Source organism: Anoxybacillus amylolyticus (genome assembly GCF_001634285.1).
Classification (GTDB): Bacteria; Bacillota; Bacilli; order Bacillales; family Anoxybacillaceae; genus Anoxybacteroides; species Anoxybacteroides amylolyticum.
Map to the genome: position 1 here is coordinate 1,000,586 of NZ_CP015438.1, position 19,780 is coordinate 1,020,365.

The 19,780-nt window shown below is 45.1% G+C and carries 16 protein-coding genes; 8 read left to right on the forward strand and 8 right to left on the reverse strand.

Annotated elements, in window-relative coordinates:
* The first annotated feature begins 4 nt into the window (after window positions 1–4).
* The 5 genes from lepB to GFC30_RS05225 all read left to right on the forward strand — a co-directional run bounded on the left by lepB (window position 5) and on the right by GFC30_RS05225 (window position 12,536).
* Window positions 5–541, forward strand: coding sequence for a signal peptidase I (lepB, locus tag GFC30_RS05205; protein WP_066323199.1), 537 nt, complete (start codon window positions 5–7; stop codon window positions 539–541).
* Between the two features lie 286 nt (window positions 542–827).
* Entirely contained in the window at window positions 828–4,316 is a 3,489-nt protein-coding gene (addB, locus tag GFC30_RS05210; protein ID WP_066323200.1) for a helicase-exonuclease AddAB subunit AddB, read from the forward strand.
* Window positions 4,313–7,996 (forward strand): helicase-exonuclease AddAB subunit AddA, encoded by a 3,684-nt coding sequence (gene addA / locus GFC30_RS05215; RefSeq protein WP_066323201.1) that lies wholly within the window; start codon window positions 4,313–4,315, stop codon window positions 7,994–7,996. The genes addB and addA overlap by 4 nt, the downstream gene beginning before the upstream one ends.
* Before the next feature lie 11 nt (window positions 7,997–8,007).
* Window positions 8,008–9,180 carry an exonuclease SbcCD subunit D gene (locus GFC30_RS05220; RefSeq protein WP_066323202.1) on the forward strand — a complete coding sequence of 391 codons (1,173 nt, stop codon included), beginning with the start codon at window positions 8,008–8,010 and terminating at the stop codon, window positions 9,178–9,180.
* Window positions 9,177–12,536 (forward strand): AAA family ATPase, encoded by a 3,360-nt coding sequence (locus GFC30_RS05225; RefSeq protein WP_066323203.1) that lies wholly within the window; start codon window positions 9,177–9,179, stop codon window positions 12,534–12,536. Before GFC30_RS05220 ends, GFC30_RS05225 begins: the two co-directional genes overlap by 4 nt.
* 113 nt (window positions 12,537–12,649) lie before the next feature.
* Here GFC30_RS05225 and GFC30_RS05230 read toward each other — a convergent pair whose 3' ends face one another.
* The 8 genes from GFC30_RS05230 to GFC30_RS05265 all read right to left on the reverse strand — a co-directional run bounded on the left by GFC30_RS05230 (window position 12,650) and on the right by GFC30_RS05265 (window position 16,569).
* Window positions 12,650–14,200 carry an IS1182 family transposase gene (locus tag GFC30_RS05230; RefSeq protein WP_179946269.1) on the reverse strand — a complete coding sequence of 517 codons (1,551 nt, stop codon included), beginning with the start codon at window positions 14,198–14,200 and terminating at the stop codon, window positions 12,650–12,652.
* Between the two features lie 134 nt (window positions 14,201–14,334).
* Window positions 14,335–14,556 (reverse strand): spore germination protein, encoded by a 222-nt coding sequence (locus GFC30_RS05235; protein ID WP_066323204.1) that lies wholly within the window; start codon window positions 14,554–14,556, stop codon window positions 14,335–14,337.
* Window positions 14,557–14,558: 2 nt separating this feature from the next.
* Complete coding sequence (locus tag GFC30_RS05240; RefSeq protein WP_066323205.1) at window positions 14,559–14,963, reverse strand: spore germination protein GerPE; 405 nt, start codon at window positions 14,961–14,963, stop codon at window positions 14,559–14,561.
* A 24-nt stretch (window positions 14,964–14,987) separates the two neighbouring features.
* Entirely contained in the window at window positions 14,988–15,170 is a 183-nt protein-coding gene (locus tag GFC30_RS05245; protein WP_066323206.1) for a spore gernimation protein GerPD, read from the reverse strand.
* On the reverse strand, window positions 15,167–15,769 hold the full coding sequence (gerPC, locus tag GFC30_RS05250) for a spore germination protein GerPC (protein ID WP_066323207.1): 603 nt from the start codon (window positions 15,767–15,769) through the stop codon (window positions 15,167–15,169). Before gerPC ends, GFC30_RS05245 begins: the two co-directional genes overlap by 4 nt.
* Before the next feature lie 49 nt (window positions 15,770–15,818).
* Window positions 15,819–16,049: a spore germination protein GerPB gene (locus tag GFC30_RS05255; RefSeq protein ID WP_066323208.1), complete on the reverse strand. Its 231-nt coding sequence runs from the start codon at window positions 16,047–16,049 to the stop codon at window positions 15,819–15,821.
* A gap of 12 nt (window positions 16,050–16,061) precedes the next feature.
* Window positions 16,062–16,283: a spore germination protein gene (locus tag GFC30_RS05260; protein WP_066323209.1), complete on the reverse strand. Its 222-nt coding sequence runs from the start codon at window positions 16,281–16,283 to the stop codon at window positions 16,062–16,064.
* Window positions 16,284–16,344: 61 nt separating this feature from the next.
* On the reverse strand, window positions 16,345–16,569 hold the full coding sequence (locus tag GFC30_RS05265; RefSeq protein ID WP_066323210.1) for a spore germination protein: 225 nt from the start codon (window positions 16,567–16,569) through the stop codon (window positions 16,345–16,347).
* A 136-nt stretch (window positions 16,570–16,705) separates the two neighbouring features.
* Here GFC30_RS05265 and GFC30_RS05270 point away from each other — a divergent pair, with 136 nt between their 5' ends.
* The 3 genes from GFC30_RS05270 (at window position 16,706) to GFC30_RS05280 (ending at window position 19,776) form a co-directional block, all read left to right on the forward strand.
* Window positions 16,706–16,930 carry a spore germination protein gene (locus tag GFC30_RS05270; RefSeq protein WP_066323211.1) on the forward strand — a complete coding sequence of 75 codons (225 nt, stop codon included), beginning with the start codon at window positions 16,706–16,708 and terminating at the stop codon, window positions 16,928–16,930.
* An 84-nt stretch (window positions 16,931–17,014) separates the two neighbouring features.
* Window positions 17,015–18,607: a long-chain-fatty-acid--CoA ligase gene (locus GFC30_RS05275; protein WP_066323212.1), complete on the forward strand. Its 1,593-nt coding sequence runs from the start codon at window positions 17,015–17,017 to the stop codon at window positions 18,605–18,607.
* A 50-nt stretch (window positions 18,608–18,657) separates the two neighbouring features.
* On the forward strand, window positions 18,658–19,776 hold the full coding sequence (locus tag GFC30_RS05280) for a DUF418 domain-containing protein (protein WP_238583545.1): 1,119 nt from the start codon (window positions 18,658–18,660) through the stop codon (window positions 19,774–19,776).
* The last annotated feature ends 4 nt before the right edge of the window (window positions 19,777–19,780 follow it).

Consider the following 19,780-nt stretch of genomic DNA (forward strand, 5'->3'; position numbering starts at 1 on the left):
CGATATGAGAAACCGCCCAATCTATCGAAAAAAGACAGTCCTCTGGGGAATCGGATTATCGGTTCTGTTGATTTTTCGGTTTTTACTGTTTACGAATTACGTTGTAGAAGGCGAATCGATGATGCCGACGCTTCAACAAGGGAATTTGCTCATTATTAATAAATGGGGAAGCATCCATCGGTTTGACGTCATCGTCTTTCACGCCAATGCACGAGAGGATTATGTGAAACGCGTCATCGGATTGCCTGGGGATCAGATTACTTATAAAAATGATGTGCTTTATGTGAATGGTAAGCCGACCGAAGAGCCATATTTAAAGCCATATAAGCGCAAGTTAATTGACGGAAAATTGACGGGAGATTTTACGCTTGAAGAAGTGACGAGAACAAAGGTCGTTCCAAGAGGGTATGTGTTCGTATTAGGTGATAATCGCTTAAACAGTTGGGATAGCCGACATTTTGGATTTGTGAAGATGAGCAGAATCGTTGGAAAAGTCAATGCCCGCTACTGGCCGTTTCGTGAATTTGCGACTCGATTTTAAAAAGGTATTCAGCACAGAATACCTTTTTCTTTTTTATATAAATGCACAGGCGTGTTGATTAACCAATAAAAACCAGTTGACATCGCTCTATTCCTAGCTTTTCTGCCGTTGTCGGCAAACGGTACGTTTGCCGACTGGGCATGCTGTACGCATACCCTCCTCGAACAACACTGCTTAGTTGTATTCATATAGTAAAATAAGGGAATTACTACAATTCTCTTTCAAAAAAACGAACATATGTGCTAAAATAAGAGAAAATAATGGAAAAACAAAGGTGATGATACTTATGTCGCTTCGCTTAATCATCGGAAGAGCGGGAAGTGGAAAAACGACTCAATGTTTCGCTGAAATTCGCCAACAGCTCAGGAAGCAACCGGCTGGCTCGCCAATTATTTATCTCGTGCCAGAACAAATGACCTTTCAATCAGAGTATGCGCTTGTAAAAACGCCGGGACTTGGCGGGATGATTCGTGCCCAAGTATTAAGCTTTACTCGGCTTGCGTGGCGAGTATTGCAAGAAACAGGGGGGATGAGCCGCTACCATTTAAACGAAACGGGCGTACGCATGTTATTAAGAAAAATCGTTGAAAAAAAGAAAGAAGAGCTTGTGTTGTTTGCACGGGCAGCAGATAAGCATGGCTTTATCGAACAGTTAGAAGAAATGCTGATTGAATGTAAACGATATTGTATTACCCCAATTCAGCTTGAGCAAACGGAAAAACAGTTGCGTTATCGTGCGAGCGCTAGCGAAAAAGTGCTAGCCGATAAGCTGAAAGATTTACGGCTCATTTATGAAGAATTTGAACACCAACTAATGCAACGGTACGTCGATTCGGAAGATTATTTACGGTTATTAGCAGAAAAAATTCAAAAATCGCGGTACATACAAGAGGCCGATATCTATGTGGACGGGTTTCATCATTTTACCCCACAAGAATATATGGTGCTCGAACAACTCTTATGTCACGCCAAACGAGTAACGGTGGCGCTAACGGTCGATGCCCCGTATAACGAACATCTTCCACATGATTTGCATTTATTTCGCATGACAGGAAAAACGTATCATGACCTTCGGAATCTCGCGCTTTTAAATAACGTACAGATAGAGGAAGTAGAAATACGAAGCGAAAATGTTCGCCACGGAAGTGAATCGTTGCGCCATTTAGAAAAATACTATGACGTTCGACCAGCCGTTGCCTTTCCACATGCTTGCCAATCGATCCAAATTTGCCAAGCTGCTAATCGTCGCGCGGAAGTGGAAGGGATTGCGCGCGAAATCATTCATCTTGTTCGCGATGAAGGGTATCGGTATCGCGAATTGGCTGTTTTAGTGCGCAACGCCGAAGACTATCACGATTTAGTTCGCACGATTTTTACTGATTATAATATTCCATATTTTATCGATGAAAAAGAATCAATGATGCACCATCCGTTGATCGAACTAATTCGCGCAAGTTTAGAAGCGATTCATACAAACTGGCGATACGAAGCCATATTTCGCGCAGTGAAAACGGACCTCTTTTTTCCACTAGAAAGCGATATCCATGCGATGCGTGAGGCGATCGATCAGCTAGAGAACTACGTCTTAGCGCAAGGGATTTACGGAACAAAATGGCTTGAGCGATGGACGTATCGACGTTACGTCGGGCTTGATGGCATTTCCATTCCACAAACGAACGAAGAAAAAGCAATGGAAGAAAAGTTAAACGAATGGCGCGAAATGATTGCCGCTCCGCTTCATGCACTGCAGAAACGGCTAAAAAAAGCGAAAACAGGGCGTGACATGTGTGAGGCGCTCTATTTATACTTTGAGCAACTTCAAATCCCCAAAAAATTAGAAAAGCTGCGGGAGGAAGCAGAACAAAGCGGGCAATTGCTTCAAGCGCGCTATCACGAGCAAGCATGGGGTGCAGTGATTGAGCTACTTGACCAGTACGTAGAAATTCTTGGCGACGACACATCGCCGGTAAAACTATTTGCGACTATTATCGATACGGGATTGGAGAGTTTGCAATTTTCACTCGTACCGCCAGCCATTGACCAAGTGCTCATTGCCCATTTTGATCGATCCCGACTTACGGACGTGAAATGTGTATTTATCATTGGGGTCAACGAAGGAGTCATTCCTGCGAAGAAAAATGATGACGGTATGTTATCGGAACAAGACCGCGAATTGCTGGAACATTTTTCTGTGCATGTTGCTCCATCAAGCCGAAAGCAATTATTAGATGAGCCGTTTTCCCTTTATTTAGCGCTTGCAAGCCCAAGCGAAAGGTTGTATGTGACCTATCCTTTAGCAGATGAAGACGGGAAATCACTATTGCCGTCGCTTATGATTAAACGAATAAAAGAAATGTTTCCGGCAGTTGTCGAAAAACAATGGGGGAACGAACCGCTTAGCCTGTCGTTAGAAGAACAGATGTCTTTCATTACAAACTATTTAACGACGCTCCCATCACTAGCAATGCAACTGCAAGCATGGAAGCGGCAATATCGTATCGAACCAATTTGGTGGGACGTGTATAACTGCTATGCAGAAAACGGCGAGTGGAAAGAACGCGCCAAAAAAATCGTAAACGCCCTTTTTTATGAAAACAAACCGAAAAAACTAGAAAAGGCGATAGGAGCAAAGCTGTATGGCAAAAAAATAAAAGCGAGCGTATCACGGGTGGAACAATTTAACCGCTGTCCGTTTGCTCATTTTGTTTCTTATGGGCTTCGCTTAAAAGAACGGAATATTTTCCGGTTAGAAGCGCCAGATGTTGGTCAGTTATTTCATTATGCGTTAAAAATGATTACGGATCGAATTCGAATAGAAAAACTAAATTGGGCAACGTTGTCTACACAAACGTGTAACCAGTTAGCGCATGACGCGGTCGAACAAATTGCCCCATATATCCAGCAAGAAATTTTGCTTAGTTCCCATCGCTACCATTACGTGAAGCGAAAGCTAGAGCGAATTATGGCGCGAACGACGAGTGTGTTGAGTGAACATGCGAAACGAAGCGGTTTTGCACCGTTGGAAGTAGAATTGCAGTTTGGGGACGACGGTCCTCTTCCGCCACTTCGCATTCCGTTAGCGGACGGCACAGTGCTCGAACTTGTCGGGCGCATCGACCGAATTGACCGAGCGGAAAGTTCACGAGGCGTTTTGTTGCGTGTCATCGACTATAAGTCAAGCAATAAAAAACTAGACTTTACAGAAGTTTATTATGGACTGACGTTGCAAATGCTCGCATATTTAGATGTCATTCTCGAATATGCGGAGCAACTTGTCGGGACAAACGCGCTTCCGGCAGGCGTGCTATATTTCCATATTCATAATCCAATCATTAAAAGTACGAACGGACTATTAAAAGCAGAAGACGCAGAACAAAAAATATTTGAAAGCTTTAAAATGAACGGGCTGCTTTTAGACGATTACGAAACGATTCAACTCATGGATACGACGATGGACGCTGGCAAAGGCTCTGCGATTGTGCCGGTAAAAATCAACAAAGACGGATCTGTGTCGAAAACGTCCGCAGTGGTGTCAGAAGAAGAGTTTGCGCTACTACGCCGCCATGTTCGCACCATTTTTCAACAAGTCGGTGCACAAATGGTGGACGGCGTTGTGGATATTGCACCGTATAAACGGAAAGACGAAACAGCTTGCAAATATTGCGAGTTTAAAGCCGTTTGTCAATTAGACGAGGCGCTTGACCAAGACCGCTACCGCCTATTAAAAAATGCTACATTGGATGCGTTGCACAAAACGGAGGGGGAAAATCAATGAAAAAACGAGAAGGAGTGCAATGGACAGACGAGCAATGGCGAGCGATTGTCACCGAAGGGGCGCATACGCTCGTTGCCGCCGCTGCAGGTTCTGGCAAAACAGCGGTGCTTGTCGAACGGATTATTCAAAAAATTATTGATGACGAGCATCCAGTAGATATCGACCGGTTGCTTGTTGTCACGTTTACGAACGCAGCAGCTGCAGAAATGCGTCAGCGAATTGCGGAAAGAATTGAGCGTGCGCTAGCAGAAACACCGCATTCGCTCCATTTGCGGCGCCAGCTTAGCTTGTTGCCAAAGGCGGCAATTTCTACAATCCATTCGTTTTGCCTAGACGTCATTCGTAAATATTACTACTTAATTCACATTGACCCAGTGTTTCGAATTGCGGATGCAACAGAAATTGAACTGTTAAAAGAAGAAGTGATGGAAGAGTTATTGGAAGAGCAGTACGCCAAAGAAGAAAACGAGGCGTTTTTAAGCGTCGTTGACCGTTATACGAGCGACCGGACAGATGCCGATTTACAAACGATGATTTTGCGTTTGTACGAGTTTTCTCGCTCGCATCCTGACCCAGATGAATGGCTTCGCGAACTTGTGTTGTTATATGACATTGCAGAGGGGACAACGATCGATGATTTGCCATTTACTCGCTATTTATGGCAGCATATCGATTTTCAATTACAAGCTATAAGGCATTTGCTAGAGCAAGCGCTCGAGCAAGTGCATGCGCCAAACGGCCCGATGTATTTACGTGAAACGATCGAAACCGACTTAGAGAAACTAAAACAATTAGAAGAAGCACGCCACCAATCGTGGCAAGCGCTTCATGAAGCAGTTCAGGCGTTTGCGTGGCAGACGGCGAAGCGAAAACCGAAAAACGAAACATATGATGAAGCGTTGACGGAATTAGCGAAAGAGTTGCGCGATAAGGCGAAAACGAAATGGAAGGAAATGAAAGACGAATTGTTTTCATTCCAGCCAGAAACATGGCTTCGGCATTTGCGGGAAATGAAACCAATCGTGGAAGTGCTTGTTGCTCTCGTTCAACAGTTTGCAAAACAGCTACAAAAACGGAAAGAAGAAAAAGGGATTGTCGATTTTTCTGACTTAGAGCATTACTGTTTGCAAATTTTACGCGCCCCTTCCTCGACGCCAACAACGCTTCTTCCTTCCGACGCTGCGCTTGATTACCGCGCCCAGTTTGCGGAAGTGCTCATCGACGAATACCAAGACGTCAACATGGTGCAAGAAACGATTTTACGGCTAGTCATTCACGAGGAAGAAGCAGCAGGCAACTTATTTATGGTGGGGGATGTGAAGCAGTCGATTTACCGCTTTCGTTTGGCCGAACCGTTTCTCTTTTTAACGAAATACCGCCGATTTTCTCCAGCAGGAAAAGGGACGGGTGTTCGGATTGATTTAGCGCAAAATTTCCGCAGTCGCCGGGAAATTTTAGACGGCACGAATTTTATTTTCCAACAAATCATGGGAGAAACGGTGGGGGAAATCGCGTATGACGACGATGCAGCACTGAAATTCGGAGCATCCTATTACCCGGAAAAAAAACAGCCGATCGAATGGGTCATTATTGACCGCGGTGACCAAGGGGAAGAAGAGGATGAGGAGAAGGAACTAGAGAACGCGGAGCTAGAGGCACGCTGGATGGCGCAAAAAATTAAGCAATTAATTGAGGAACCGTTTTATGTGTATGACCGCCATTTGCAAAAAGAACGGCGCATTATGTATCGCGATATCGTGATTTTGCTTCGTTCTATGCCGTGGGCTGCACAAATAATGGAAGAGTTCCGAAAACAAGGAATACCGTTGTATGCAGAGCTGTCGTCAGGCTATTTTTCGACAACGGAAGTATCCGTGATGCTTTCTTTGCTAAAAGTAGTTGATAACCCGTACCAAGATATTCCGCTCGCCGCCGTACTTCGTTCCCCAATTGTCGGGATGGACGAAAATGAATTAGCGTTATTGCGGCTAGAAAAACCGAAAGGCTCTTTTTATGAAGCACTTTCTGCTTTTGTCACAAAGGACTCGCCAGCAGAATTGCATCGTAAAGCTGCTTCTTTTGTTCGCCAATTGCAAACGTGGCGGACTACAGCGCGGCAACGCTCGTTAGCTGAATTGATTTGGACCATTTACCGCGATACAGGGTTTTACGATTTTGTTGGTGGAATGCCAGGGGGCAAGCAACGGCAGGCGAATTTGCGGGCGCTGTATGAAAAAGCGCGGCAATTTGAAAAAACATCCTTTCGCGGCATTTTCCGCTTTTTGCGATTTATTGAGCGCATGCAAGAGCGAAACGACGATTTTGGGACAGCGCGGGCGCTCAGTGAGCAAGAAGATGTCGTGCGGCTCATGACGATTCATAAAAGCAAAGGCTTAGAGTTTCCAGTCGTCTTTGTTGCTGGATTAGGAAAGAGTTTTAATAAGCAAGATTTACGGCGAAACGACTTATTAGATAAAGACCTTGGCTTTACAGCGCATTTTGTTCATCCAGATTTACGCGTGAGTTATCCAACGCTCGCACAATTAGCGGTGAAAAAAAAGCAATCGCTTGAATTGTTGGCAGAAGAAATGCGTGTTTTATACGTGGCGTTAACAAGAGCGAAAGAAAAGCTATATTTAGTAGGGACAACAAAAAAGCTAGAAAATGAGAAAAAAAAGTGGCAATCGATACAGCGACATGAAGATTGGCTGTTGCCGGACTACGTGCGCGCTTCCGCGAAAAATTATCTCGACTGGATTGGTTATGCACTTATCCGTCATGCCGATAGTTTCCCGCTTCATCAAGGGAAGGTACAAGAAAGCGATATTGCCACTCATCCGTCTTGCTGGAGCGTACAAATTGTTTCTGCTTCGGAAATGTACCAGCAAACAGAAGCACCGGAACAAACAACAGAGCAAATGAACGAATTATTAAAACAACTAGCGCCCGTTCCGCTACAAAGCAATTTTCAAGAAGAAGTGAAGCGGCGCATGCATTGGCAATATTCTTATCAGCTGTCTACTTCGTTTCGGGCGAAACAGACAGTTTCCGAGTTAAAGCGGCAGCGGGAAATGTTTGGCGTTCATGGCGACCAAGCACTGATGCGCCCATTTCGCACGGAAATTACGGAGCGTCCTCGTTTTATGCAGATGAAAAAATTAAGTTCGGCGGAAAAAGGAACGATTTTGCATCTTGTGATGCAACACGTCGATTTAACGAAAGAAATTTCAGAAACAACACTCTGTGAACAACTGGCCAAAATGGTGCACGGAGAATGGCTGACCGAGGAGCAAGCACAGGAAGTGGATATTGCTAGCATTCTAACATTTTTTCAAACCGATATCGGTCGACGGCTTCTTCAGGCGGCACACGTGGAACGTGAAGTGCCATTTAGCTTAGCGCTTTCTGCCAACGAAACATATGCTCAATGGAACGACGGGGAAGAAACGGTGCTCGTTCAGGGGGTATTCGACTGTGTTTTTGAAGACGAACAGGGATTAGTGCTCATCGATTTCAAAACGGACCATGTGCGCTGGGCAAACGATGTACAAGCCTTAATCAATGAACGTTACCGTGTACAAATGGAACTGTATCGCCGTGCAATCGAACACATTTGGAAAAAACGGGTCGATGAGTGCTACATTTATGTATTTGATTGTGCGCAACTGTTTCCAATGTAGGAGGGAGAAAGGTGCGGATTTTGCATACTGCCGATTGGCATTTAGGAAAAACGCTCGAGGGTCGAAGCCGGATGCGCGAGCAAGAACAATTGATTGATGAGCTCGTTTCCATTGTGGAAAAAGAGCGGATTGATGTCGTATTGCTAGCAGGTGATGCATTTGATACGGTGAATCCACCAGCAGCGGCAGAACAGCTTTTTTACGAAAGTTTGGCGAGGCTATCGGACGGCGGGAAGCGGCCGATAGCAGTCATTGCGGGGAACCACGACCACCCAGATCGTCTGACAGCGGCGTCGGTATTGGCAGCCCCCCATTCGATTACGTTGCTTGGACTACCGACTGCAGAGGTGCAGACGATTTATGTGCCATCGTGTGATGAGACGATGGTGCTCGCTGCGCTTCCGTATCCATCGGAATCTCGGCTTATGCAACTATTGTCAGCAGAAAGCGACGAGCAACAATTGCGGAAACGGTACGATGAAAAGGTTGGCGAACTGTTTGCGACAATGAACGAAAAGTTCCGGTCGAATACGGTCAACATCGCCATGAGCCACCTGTACGTTGCCGGAGGTGCAACATCCGATTCAGAGCGACCGATTGAAGTCGGTGGAGCGTATACCGTTTCTCCAGACCGTTTTCCAAAAGATGCCCAATATGTGGCGCTCGGCCATTTGCATCGTCCGCAAAGCGTCAAACATGCGAGGCAGCCGGCACGCTATTCCGGCTCACCGCTCGCGTACAGCTTTTCTGAAGCAGGGTATGCAAAATCGGTAACAATCGTCGATGTAGCTCCAGGTCAACTGGCGAGCGTATCGGAAATCCCACTTTCTAGTGGTCGTGCGCTTGTCCAATGGAAAGCAACGGAAGGAATGGCGCAAGTGTATCGTTGGCTAGAGGAAGGGAAAGACCGTAACGCATGGATTGATTTAGAAGTATACGTTGAACATTCGTTGACGCTTGAGGATATTCATCGTTTGCGCAAGCTGCATGACGGGTTTGTCTATATTCGTCCACATTTTTCCGAAAGAGAAGAACTTATATGGGAAACGAGAGAAAACGTTCCGATGGAAACGTTGTTTGAAAGGTTTTATGAAAAACAAACAGGCGGAGCTAAGCCAACAGCAGAGCTAGTTCAGCTATTTATGGAACTGCTTGCTGAGGAAGACGGAGGGGAAGAGCAGTGAAGCCGATTTGCTTAACCGTGGCAGGGTTGCATAGCTTCCGTGAAAAGCAAGTCATTGATTTTAAGACGTTATGTGAGGGGGGATTGTTTGGCATTTTCGGCCCGACAGGAAGCGGGAAGTCCTCGATTTTAGATGCGATGACGTTGGCGTTATATGGAAATGTCGAACGCGCCGCTAACAATACGCATGGTATTATGAACCATGCAGAAAACGAGCTATCGGTTGCATTCACGTTTGAATTAGTGAACGCCAATGGAAAAAAGCGATACACGGTCGAACGAACGTTTAAGCGGAGCGACGAATGGCGCGTGAAAACGAGTGTCAGCCGTTTGATTGAAGAAGGAACCGAGCGAATTGTCATCGCGGATAAAATGCGGGATGTTGATGAATGGATTAGGCGGTTGCTCGGGCTAGAAATGAAAGATTTCACCCGTGCGGTCGTCCTTCCACAAGGAAAGTTCGCTGAGTTTTTGTCGTTAAAAGGGGTTGAGAGGCGGCAAATGCTGCAACGGCTATTCAACCTTGAACGATACGGCGATGAATTAAATGAAAAGTTAAAAACAAAATTGGCGATGGCAGCAGCGAAGCTAGATACGATTCGAGCGGAGCAGGCAGGACTAGGTGACGCATCGCAAGCAGCGCTAGCAGAACAAAAGCGCGAGCTAGAGGAATTAGCCCGAGAACTAGCGCGACAAAAAGCACATGTTGCCGAAATAACCGAGCAGTATGAACGAAAGAAACAGCTTTGGCAATGGCAGCAGGAAAAACAATACGCTGAACAACAGATCGCCAAATGCTACCAAGAGGAAGAACGAATTGCAACATTAGAGCGGAAGCAAAAAAAAGCAGAAAAAGCGGAGCGGCTACTTCCGTACTGGCAGCAATACGAACAAACAAAGCAAGAAGTAGAAAAATGGGAGAAAGAATTAGAAGCAACCGAGCAAAAATTGCACGCTGTCCGTAAGCAGTACGAACAAGCGGCGGAAGCGTATCAGCTGATTCGAGCGAAAAAAGCTGAGGAAGAGCCAAAATGGCTTGAGCAAAAAGAGCGGTTAGTAAAAGCGCTGCAGCTGTTGGAACGGATGAAAAGCGTTGCAAAGGAAATAGACGAAAGTAAAAAGAAGCTTACGTTTCTTAACGAAAAAGAAAAACAAATAAAACAAGCGCTTCATGAATTAGACGGCCTTTATGAACGTGCGCTCGAAAAACAAAAACGACTAAAAGAAGCATGGCAGCAAAAGCAAGTGGACATGCAGCAAAAAGCACGCATCTATAAAGCCTATGAAGCAAAAAAAGAATGGCAGGCGCTCGAACGGGCGCTTCACGAAGCGCAAGCTGAATGGCAACAAAAACAAAAGCAGCATGATGAATTGACGAAAACGATACAGGTGGAAATGGAGCGGTCGGAAGCGATAGTTGCAAAAGAACGAGCGCATTTCCAGCGAATTGAAAAGCTGTATCATACAGTGTGTGAACATGAAACGAAGCTCGAAAAACTTCTTTACAAAATAAAACAAGCGCAAAAAAAAGCGGAACAAGAGCGAATGCTACATGCCGCTTCGTTGCTTGCTGCTTCACTGCACGAAGGCAGCCCTTGCCCGGTATGTGGCGCCACACACCATCCAAATCCAGCGCAGCCTGTCGCAACAGGAAACGGACACTTTTCTGAAGAAGAACAACCACTCGAGCAAGCGCAACAGCTCGTTGCCCCACTACAGACATTGAAAACAAAAGTGCAACAGTTGGCAGAACTACTCGCGCCAGAGGAAGTTCCTTTAGGTGGCACGGAAAAAATGAAGCGGGAAGAAAGCGACCAAGACCGTTCGTTCATCGAACAAGTAACGTATCTTTCTGTTGAACTAAAAGCATTGCAACAAGATTATGTGCAATGTCGCGAAGAAACAACGAAGCTACTAAATGAGCGAAAAGCAGTAGACATGCGACGGCAAGAGTTATTGCATCAACAAGCAGCGCTAGCGCAAGAAATCAACGAACGGCGTGAAAAATATAACGAGCGTTTGCAGATGTGCCAGACACAGCTAAAACAATGGCAAGAAATTTACCAAGATCTCGCGTTCGATACGATTGAACAAACGATGGAACAGCTGCAACATGACGAAAATGAAGCACAGCTGTTACAAGAGCGAATCGAAAAAAGCGTCCATTTTTTAGAAGAGAAAAAAGAAGAGCGTGAGCGATGGAAAGAACAGTGGCAGCAGCTCGAGCGGGAAAAAGCGGAGTATATGACACTGTATCAAACAAAACAAAAGCAATACGAAACGTATGCACAAGACTTACCGTTCCCGGTCGAGGAAGCAGCAGTCGCTCAATTATTAAATGAAACAGAACAACAACTCGTGAAGCTGCAACAGCAAGAAACGGAAACGTACGAAAGATGGACAAACGTACAAAAACAATACCAAGCGTTAGAAGCGAATTATAAAGCAGCACAGCTAGCATTTTCAGAAAGCCAAAAGCGAAAAGAACAAGCAGAAGCCGATTGGCATCAACAACTAGAGAAAAATAGCTGGTCGGAAAGTGACGATATTCGCCAAGCTTTGTTGACGGCAGAGGAGAAGATATTCATTGCGGAACAAATTACGCAACATCGCGACAAACAATTAAAATGGCAAAATGAATGGCAGCGGCTTACAAGAATGATGAACGGGGAAGAAATAACTGAAGAACAATGGCGGCAAATAGAGCAACTTCGCATGGAAGAAGATGCGAAGCTGACGGAATGCATTGAGCGAACAGCTTCGGCAAAAGCGAAAATGGAGGAGTTAGAGGAAAAACATACTCGTTTTCAAGAACTTGAACAGGAGCGGATAGAAGTCGAGCGCCTCGTTCGGCTATATAATGAATTACAACGTGTGTTGCGCGGAAATAGTTTCGTAGAATTTATTGCCGAGGAACAGCTTATTCGTGTGACGAGGGATGCTTCGGAGCGGCTCGGTGCATTAACGCGGCAACGATATGCCATTGAAGTCGACTCAGAAGGGGGATTTATTATTCGCGACGATGCAAACGGTGGTGTGCGCCGCCCGGTGACAACGTTATCTGGTGGGGAAACATTTTTAACGTCGCTGTCATTAGCGCTAGCATTATCAAAACAAATTCAACTGCGTGGGGAATATCCGTTACAATTTTTCTTTCTAGATGAAGGATTTGGTACGTTAGATAATGAGTTACTTGACATCGTCATCACCGCGCTCGAACGGCTACAAACAAGTGACATGGCGATCGGTGTCATTAGCCATGTACAAGAATTGCGGGCACGCCTCCCGAAACGGCTTGTCGTCGAACCAGCTGAGCCATCCGGGCGAGGTACGCGTGTCCGATTGGAAACAATGTAAAAAAGAGGCTGACCCAAAAGTCCGCTAAAAAGCGGACTTTTGGAGTCAGTTTTCTTTACTTTTACATATTTTGTTAAATAAAAGGGCGATTCGCCCCCTTTTGTTTCCATTGTTTATGCCGCTAAGGACCGTTGTTTGTCCTTAGCGGCTTTCTTGAGGAGATTATGGGCAACGCAAATAAGCCCCCATTCTATGGAAATTTTTTGGAGGCCTCGGAGGACAAAGCGACGAAATCCGCGATTTTGCTTGATTTGCCCAAACACACTCTCAATGTCGGTTTGGCGTTGGCGGTATCGTGCTTGTCCTTCTTCACTTTCCAGTCGTTCACGAGCCTTCTGTTTCTGTTCGTGATAGACGGGGTTCCATTGCGTTGTACGTCCATACTTGGAAGTTGTGCAGACCGAGCGGAACGGACACCCTTCGCATTCGTGGCATTGGTAGTGCTGGATGACCGAAGTATACCCAGATTCTGTGGTCTGCTTCGAAGTTCCTATACGGACCAGTTTTTTCCCGTTCGCACAAATCCAAACGTCCTCTTCTTTCTTGTATGTCCAATTCTGTGGATGGTGCGGGTTCTTCTTGACCTTGCGTGTGTTCTCTTTCTCATACGTGTTGTACTTGATAAACGCGGAAATGTTTTTCTCTTCGAGTTTCACGTAATTTTCCTCGGAACCATAGACAGCGTCAGCGGTCACGCGTTTTGGTACCACCCCATATTTCTCTCGAACCGTCTCTAGGTGTGGCAGAAGACAACGAGTATCGCCGGGTCTCTGGTGAAGCGAATACCCCAGAACGAACTGATCGGAAGAACCCACTTGTACGTTATAAGCCGGCTTCAGTTGGCCGTTGCGCATGTGGTCCTCCTTCAAACGCATAAACGTCGCATCCGCATCCGTTTTGGAATAGCTGTTGCGGTCCCCGCATACTTGGAGTTGGTGTTCGTACTTTTCACTGCGAGGCAAGTAGTCTTCCTTCATCTTCTTGACGGCCTTCTTCAACGGTTGGTTGTCCGGCTCGGCCTCCAAACGTTTTTCCCACTCCTCGGTTTTCTTTCGGATTTCTTTTGAAGTAAAAGCAGGGGAAGCGTCGATTTCTTCCGCATTTTCTTCTTCCACGATCGCATCGATCTGGGCGATGAGCTGATCCACATTGGCTTGTAATTTCTCTTGGTATTTCTCGGCGGATTTCCGCCAAACGAACGTGTATCGGTTGGCATTCGCTTCAATTTTCGTCCCATCTACGAAATAGTCTTCCATGTTGACATAGCCGTCCGCGACAAGCAGGGTGATCATTTCTCGGAACAAGTCGTCAATCAGCCCTTTCATCCGTTCGGAGCGAAATCGATTGATGGAACGGAAGTCCGGCTTTTGAAACCCACTCAACCACATGAGGGGAAGATGTACTTCTAATTGTCGAGCAATTTCTCGGCCATGATACATTTTTTGGGTGTACGCGTAGAGGATAATTTTCGTCATCATTTTTGGATGATAAGAAGAGGTACCGCCGCCTTTATAGTAAGGAAGAAACGTCTCCATCGGGATGCGCTCGACCATCTCGTGAACCACGTGAGCCATATTATCCGGTGGAATGAGATCGGCAATATTGCTTGGCAACGTGAGGTTATCCATGGTATACTCTTTAAAAGAAATATGATGATGTTTCATAAAAGAATCGCTCCTTTTCCGGTGATAGTTGTTGTGGTGACTCTATTCTACCAGAAAAAAGGGCGATTCTTCTATTTTAGTGTAAAAAAAATCGGGCTAATCTCAAAACGCATTCGCGTTTTGGGTCAGCCCCTTTAATTATTCCCGGCGACGTTGCTGTCAAAGACGTCAGGATCAAACGTATTCGTAAAGTTAATGGCGTTATTTGTCATAATAAAATCACCGGTATTAAATCCACCGGAACCACCTTGCGTTTTTGTCGCTACTTTTGGCGCGATATAAAGCGTGTCACCGACTTGAAAGACAGCGCCGCTTCCTATACTTGTAATTTTAATTGGACCAACTACTGCAGGCATGTTCACCCATCCTTTGTAATCTGAATCGATGTTTCTGGGAGTGCTGTTGATTCGGCTAATTGGCGAATATGTTTTATTCTCGTTTCTCCTTTAATGGTGGAAGTAGAGCCGATGTGAACGACGGATGCGGTCGAGGCAGCGATTAAATAAATGGAGCGTACTGATATCACTGGCGACTCGTGGAGGCGATACGTCTGCACAGAAGTAGGGACATCAAGCGTTGGAATCGATTTAGTAAACACCGGAAACGTCACTTCCCCTTCGTTTCCGTAAAAAAGTTCGTATTGCCGCTGCACCGCTAATACGTTTGACCGCGCATTAATTTCGCGTGAATCGCCAATTTGCAATACAGAGCTAAGGAGAAACGTTTTACAATTGAGCAGCTGAACGACCGATAACCGTTTCATGCATACACAACCTTTCCTTTTAGGTTATGACCCTTTCGGCGTCAGCGGGACGAACGGACCGACAATTAATGATTCTGGAGGCGTATCGAACGCAGAAGCAAGCTGAATGACATCGGCATCGCCGATTAAAAAAATCGAAGAACTTGTGACAGCTGTTAAATAAATATCACCGATTTGCACTTCGCGGTTCACGACAGTATAATTCATTCTTTCCCTCCTTGCTTCGGTAAATGTTTCATAAAACTATCTAACGATTGCTCAATATCTTGTTTTACTTTTTGAATAATTTCTGTTTCCACTGCTTCAGAAGAGCTTGGATCGGGCACATAGCCGCTATTCATTTTTTGCTGTAAATAAAACTGGATTCGTTCGTCTACTTGCCGATGAATATCTTGTAAAATAAATTGGCGGTACACGTCATCGAGCGGATACATATATTTTGTTTCTAGCTCTGCAAGCAATGTTTTACAATCGTTCGCTAAATAGTCGTTAATTTTTGCTTGAATGTTGCGGAACAAGACCGGTTCTGGTTTGGGGATGACCGTTTTTTCTGGACTGACAGCAAAATCTTCAATCGTTGTGCCTCCGTTTGGAGTGAGTCCGATATTTAACGTTCCTTCCAACGTTTCTACTTTTAGTTGGTCAAATTTATATTCAATTTTTTCAATGGTCGTTTGTGGGCGTTGTTTGAGCTCTTGGATTTCTTTTTCGAGCCGGACAAGCTGCTGCTCGAGCTTGTTTATTTTATTTGTCTGCCAAGTTAAATACTCGTGCAATTTCGTGAAATAATTGTGCCAAGTGCTCATACGGCGATCATCCTCTCCAATGTCCCTTCATTTTTCAATATATGAATGATTACTCGTTGTCATCACTTTTTTGGCGCGTCGAAGAATGGAGTGGAACTAATGGAGTGAACGAACCCGCCAATTTTGCTTCTGGAGCGGGTTGAGTAAATCCGCCGGTATTGCTCAACGTGGAATGTGCTTGAATGCTGCCGGCACTTCCAATTTGCAAAACAGAGGAGTTAGAGACAGAACCGATTTTGAACAGGTAGATCCAGATGCTTTGGTTAATATAAAAATTCATCGTCCTCCCCCTTTACGCATTGCCGACGATATTTTCATCTGCCACATCTGCGTCGTTGGTGTTTGTGTTGCTGTAATAGTTATAAACATGCAGCCCGTTTCCGGTATTGAACGAACCAGCTCCAGCAAACGTTTTCGCCACGCTGTATGGAGAGATGGCAAATACATCACCGATATGGAACACCCCGCTGCTCCCAATACTATTCAGTTTAACGATTCCGACGAATGCTGGCATATATAAACACCTTTCTTTCGTTATTAGTATATCGTATGGGCATGGGCGGGGAAACGTGCAGCTAGTTGTTTGCTACATTGTTAGCATCGGCAATGTCTGGGTCTGCCGTGTTTGTGAAGCTGACAAATGTATTCGTTTGCATAAAATCTCCGTTGTTTCCTCCCCCTGAACCGAGATGGGACTTGACCGTGCTTTTGGGGGTAATTTGCAAAACGTCACCGAAGTTTACTGTTCCGTCGCCACTAACGTTTGTAATTTTAATTGGTCCGCCAACAAAAGATGGCATACGTTCACATCCTTTCTTATACGCCTTATTGCATTGTATGAAATCAGAAAGAAAGTGTTGAATAAGGGGAAGTGTCCAAACGTTTTTTTGTTTATTTCATAAAATAAAGCATAAAAGACAAAAGAGGATGATGGACATGCCAGCGGTAATTATTGGTGGGGTGAAAGTAACGAGCGTTGGCGGAAATGGAACAGTTAATATGGGCGATGTGCTACAAATCGCCCCGAAAAGTACGTCTAAATCGAATTCTGGAGCAGGCGGTGGCAATACGGGCGATTTTTTGCAAACGAATACGTTTTGTAGCGTGACGAATACGTTTGATGCCGATTTGAACGGTTCAAACAATATTGCCAATAAGTAAAAGCGTTACAAAATTGTAACGCTTTTTCTTGAAAAATATGCTATAATTTTATTGAATTTTCAAACAAAAAGGGGGATGGGGAAGATGAACGTACCGTTAGTATTGACGCAATTTTTAGACCGCGCCGTCGCGTTATATGGCGACAAAACGGGAGTCATCTGTGAAGAAAGAGAACTTACATATCTTCAGTTGAATGAGCGGGTAAATCAGCTGTCCCACGGGCTGAAAGCGCTAGGAGTACAAAAGGGGGATCGGGTGGCGTATTTAGCGCCCAATACGCTAGAAATGTTGGAAGGGTTTTACGGCGTCTTTCAGCTTGGAGCGATTATGGTACCGCTAAATATTCGCTTAAAACCAGACGATTATTTGTTTATTTTAAACCATAGCGAAAGTAAAGTGCTTTTTGTCGACCAAGAGTTGTATCACCTAATTGTTCCGATTAAGGACAAGCTGGAAACGGTAGAGAAAATCATCGTTCATTACAAAGACAGTGACACGAATGAAATCGCTTACGATGAATGGCTCGCACAGTTTTCGAACACACCGTTTGAACGGCCGGAAATCGATGAAAATGATGTATGCAGCCTTCTTTATACGAGCGGAACGACCGGAAATCCAAAAGGGGTGATGCTTACACATCGCAACAATTATTTACATGCATTAGTGACGATGCACCATTTGCGCGTGTCCGATCGCGACAATTATTTGCACGTCTTGCCAATGTTCCATGTCAACGGCTGGGGATCGCCGTTTTATTATACAGCCAATGGCGCAACGCATATTTGCTTGCGTAAAGCCGCACCAGAACTTATTTTTGATTGCATAAAAAAATATCGTGTCAATGTGATGCATATGGCGCCGACCGTGTTAAATTCGCTTTTGCAATATTATGAACAGCATGTGCCGGCGATTGACCATCCGGTTCGCGTCGTGATTGCCGGTTCAGCACCGCCGCCTGCGTTTGTGACTCGGGTTGAGAAAGAGCTTGGTTGGGAGTTTATTCAAGTATACGGCATGACCGAATCATCGCCATTAAGCACCGTTTCCACCATTCATTCTCATTTGCAGCACCTGCCGCTTCATGAACAATATCGCATGAAAGCAAAAACAGGGCATGCGATGATTGGCTGTGAAGTGAAAGTGGTAAATGAACGTGGTGAAGAAGTGCCACATGACGGGCAAACGATTGGGGAAGTGGTTGTCCGAAGCAACGGCGTCATGAAAGGATATTGGAAAAATCCAGAGGCGACGATGGAAACAATTCGAAATGGCTGGCTTCATACGGGCGACATGGCAACGGTTGATGCATACGGAAATATTGACATCGTCGACCGGAAAAAGGATATTATTATTAGCGGCGGTGAAAATATTTCTTCGATTGAAGTAGAAGGAGTGCTTTACGATCATCCTGCGGTGTTAGAAGCAGCAGTTATTGCGGCTCCGCACGAAAAATGGGGCGAGACACCGCATGCGTTTGTCGTTGTTCGACCAGGGCACAATGTGACAGAGCAAGAACTGATTGCATTCTCTCGGGAGAAATTGGCCCACTTTAAGGCGATTACTGGCGTCACATTTGTGAAAGAACTTCCGAAAACAGCATCCGGAAAAATTCAAAAAGTTCATTTGCGTAACGAATATTGGCAAACGCACGGAAAAACAGGACGATATGTCAACTAAAAATATGGCGTCGCAAACGAAGCGGCGCCTTTTTGAGCGGAGGGAAGCGCTTGCGGTTGAAAGAAATAGACAGTATAAGAGGAATAGCGCTTTTTGGCATTTTTTTAGTGAATATGCTCGATTTTCATTCGCCAGTGATGTATATGTCATTGGACAACTGGTGGAAAGATTCGCTTGATCGTTTTGTTCTAGCCTTTATTGATGTGGTCGCACAAGCGAGTTTTTATCCGCTTTTTGCTTTTTTGTTCGGGTTTAGCATGATTTTATTTCGCGAACAAGCAATGAAGAAACGATTGTCGTTTCCGTGTCTATGGACAAGAAGAATGGTAGCACTACTAGCGATTGGTCTTATTCATGCGTTTTTCGTTTGGCATGGCGATATTTTAATAACGTACGCAGCAACTGGAGCACTGCTTCTTCTGTTTCGCGATGCTTCTAGTCGAACATGGCTGATTGCCGCGATTAGTTGCTATGTTCCTCATGTCATTATTGCAATATTAATAGGGATGGCAGGACATGTTGGGCAACATGGAGCGGAGAAATTGGCACAGGAAGCAATGAGAAACTATCAACAAGGAACGATTTCAGATATTTTTTGGCAGCGTTTGCATGATTGGATGTACGTAAACGGTACGGAGGGGTTTTTGTTTATTGTGATGACGCTTCTTTCTTTCGCATTGTTCGGGGGCTATGTGGCGCAAAAACGTGCTGTGTTATCTATGCGTACCATCAAGCGAGTAGCGCTCGGTTCTTTTTTTATTGGACTGCCGTTAAAATTGTTGCCGTATTGGGCAGGGAAAAACGAATGGACAGAATACGTGCAAGACATGTTTGGTGGACCAGCGTTGGCGCTGTTTTATGCAGCGATACTATGGCTTCTTTCACAAAAAAATGGACGCCTGTTCGACTACGTCGCTGCAGTTGGTCGCCTGTCGATTACGAACTATATAGTGCAGTCTATCGTTTGTACGTTTATTTTTTATAGCTATGGACTTGGGTTATATGGAACGGTTCGACCTTTTGTTGGTACGGTATGGGCTTTAGCTATTTATAGTTTACAAGTAGCTGCTAGCTGCCAATGGTTAAAACATTTTTCTATCGGTCCTATCGAATGGGGATGGCGAGCGGTGACGTATGGGCATCGCCCACTATTTCATCGAAGACGATAAAAAT

Excerpts from the sequence above, each read along its gene's own strand:
- lepB (WP_066323199.1), top strand. The coding sequence starts at position 5 with ATGAGAAACCGCCCAATCTATCGAAAAAAGACAGTCCTCTGGGGAATC.
- addB (WP_066323200.1), top strand. The coding sequence starts at position 828 with ATGTCGCTTCGCTTAATCATCGGAAGAGCGGGAAGTGGAAAAACGACT.
- addA (WP_066323201.1), top strand. The coding sequence starts at position 4,313 with ATGAAAAAACGAGAAGGAGTGCAATGGACAGACGAGCAATGGCGAGCG.
- GFC30_RS05230 (WP_179946269.1), bottom strand. The coding sequence starts at position 14,200 with ATGAAACATCATCATATTTCTTTTAAAGAGTATACCATGGATAACCTC.
- GFC30_RS05235 (WP_066323204.1), bottom strand. The coding sequence starts at position 14,556 with ATGCCTGCAGTAGTTGGTCCAATTAAAATTACAAGTATAGGAAGCGGC.
- GFC30_RS05240 (WP_066323205.1), bottom strand. The coding sequence starts at position 14,963 with ATGAAACGGTTATCGGTCGTTCAGCTGCTCAATTGTAAAACGTTTCTC.
- GFC30_RS05245 (WP_066323206.1), bottom strand. The coding sequence starts at position 15,170 with ATGAATTATACTGTCGTGAACCGCGAAGTGCAAATCGGTGATATTTAT.
- gerPC (WP_066323207.1), bottom strand. The coding sequence starts at position 15,769 with ATGAGCACTTGGCACAATTATTTCACGAAATTGCACGAGTATTTAACT.
- GFC30_RS05255 (WP_066323208.1), bottom strand. The coding sequence starts at position 16,049 with ATGAATTTTTATATTAACCAAAGCATCTGGATCTACCTGTTCAAAATC.
- GFC30_RS05260 (WP_066323209.1), bottom strand. The coding sequence starts at position 16,283 with ATGCCAGCATTCGTCGGAATCGTTAAACTGAATAGTATTGGGAGCAGC.
- GFC30_RS05265 (WP_066323210.1), bottom strand. The coding sequence starts at position 16,569 with ATGCCATCTTTTGTTGGCGGACCAATTAAAATTACAAACGTTAGTGGC.
- GFC30_RS05270 (WP_066323211.1), top strand. The coding sequence starts at position 16,706 with ATGCCAGCGGTAATTATTGGTGGGGTGAAAGTAACGAGCGTTGGCGGA.
- GFC30_RS05275 (WP_066323212.1), top strand. The coding sequence starts at position 17,015 with ATGAACGTACCGTTAGTATTGACGCAATTTTTAGACCGCGCCGTCGCG.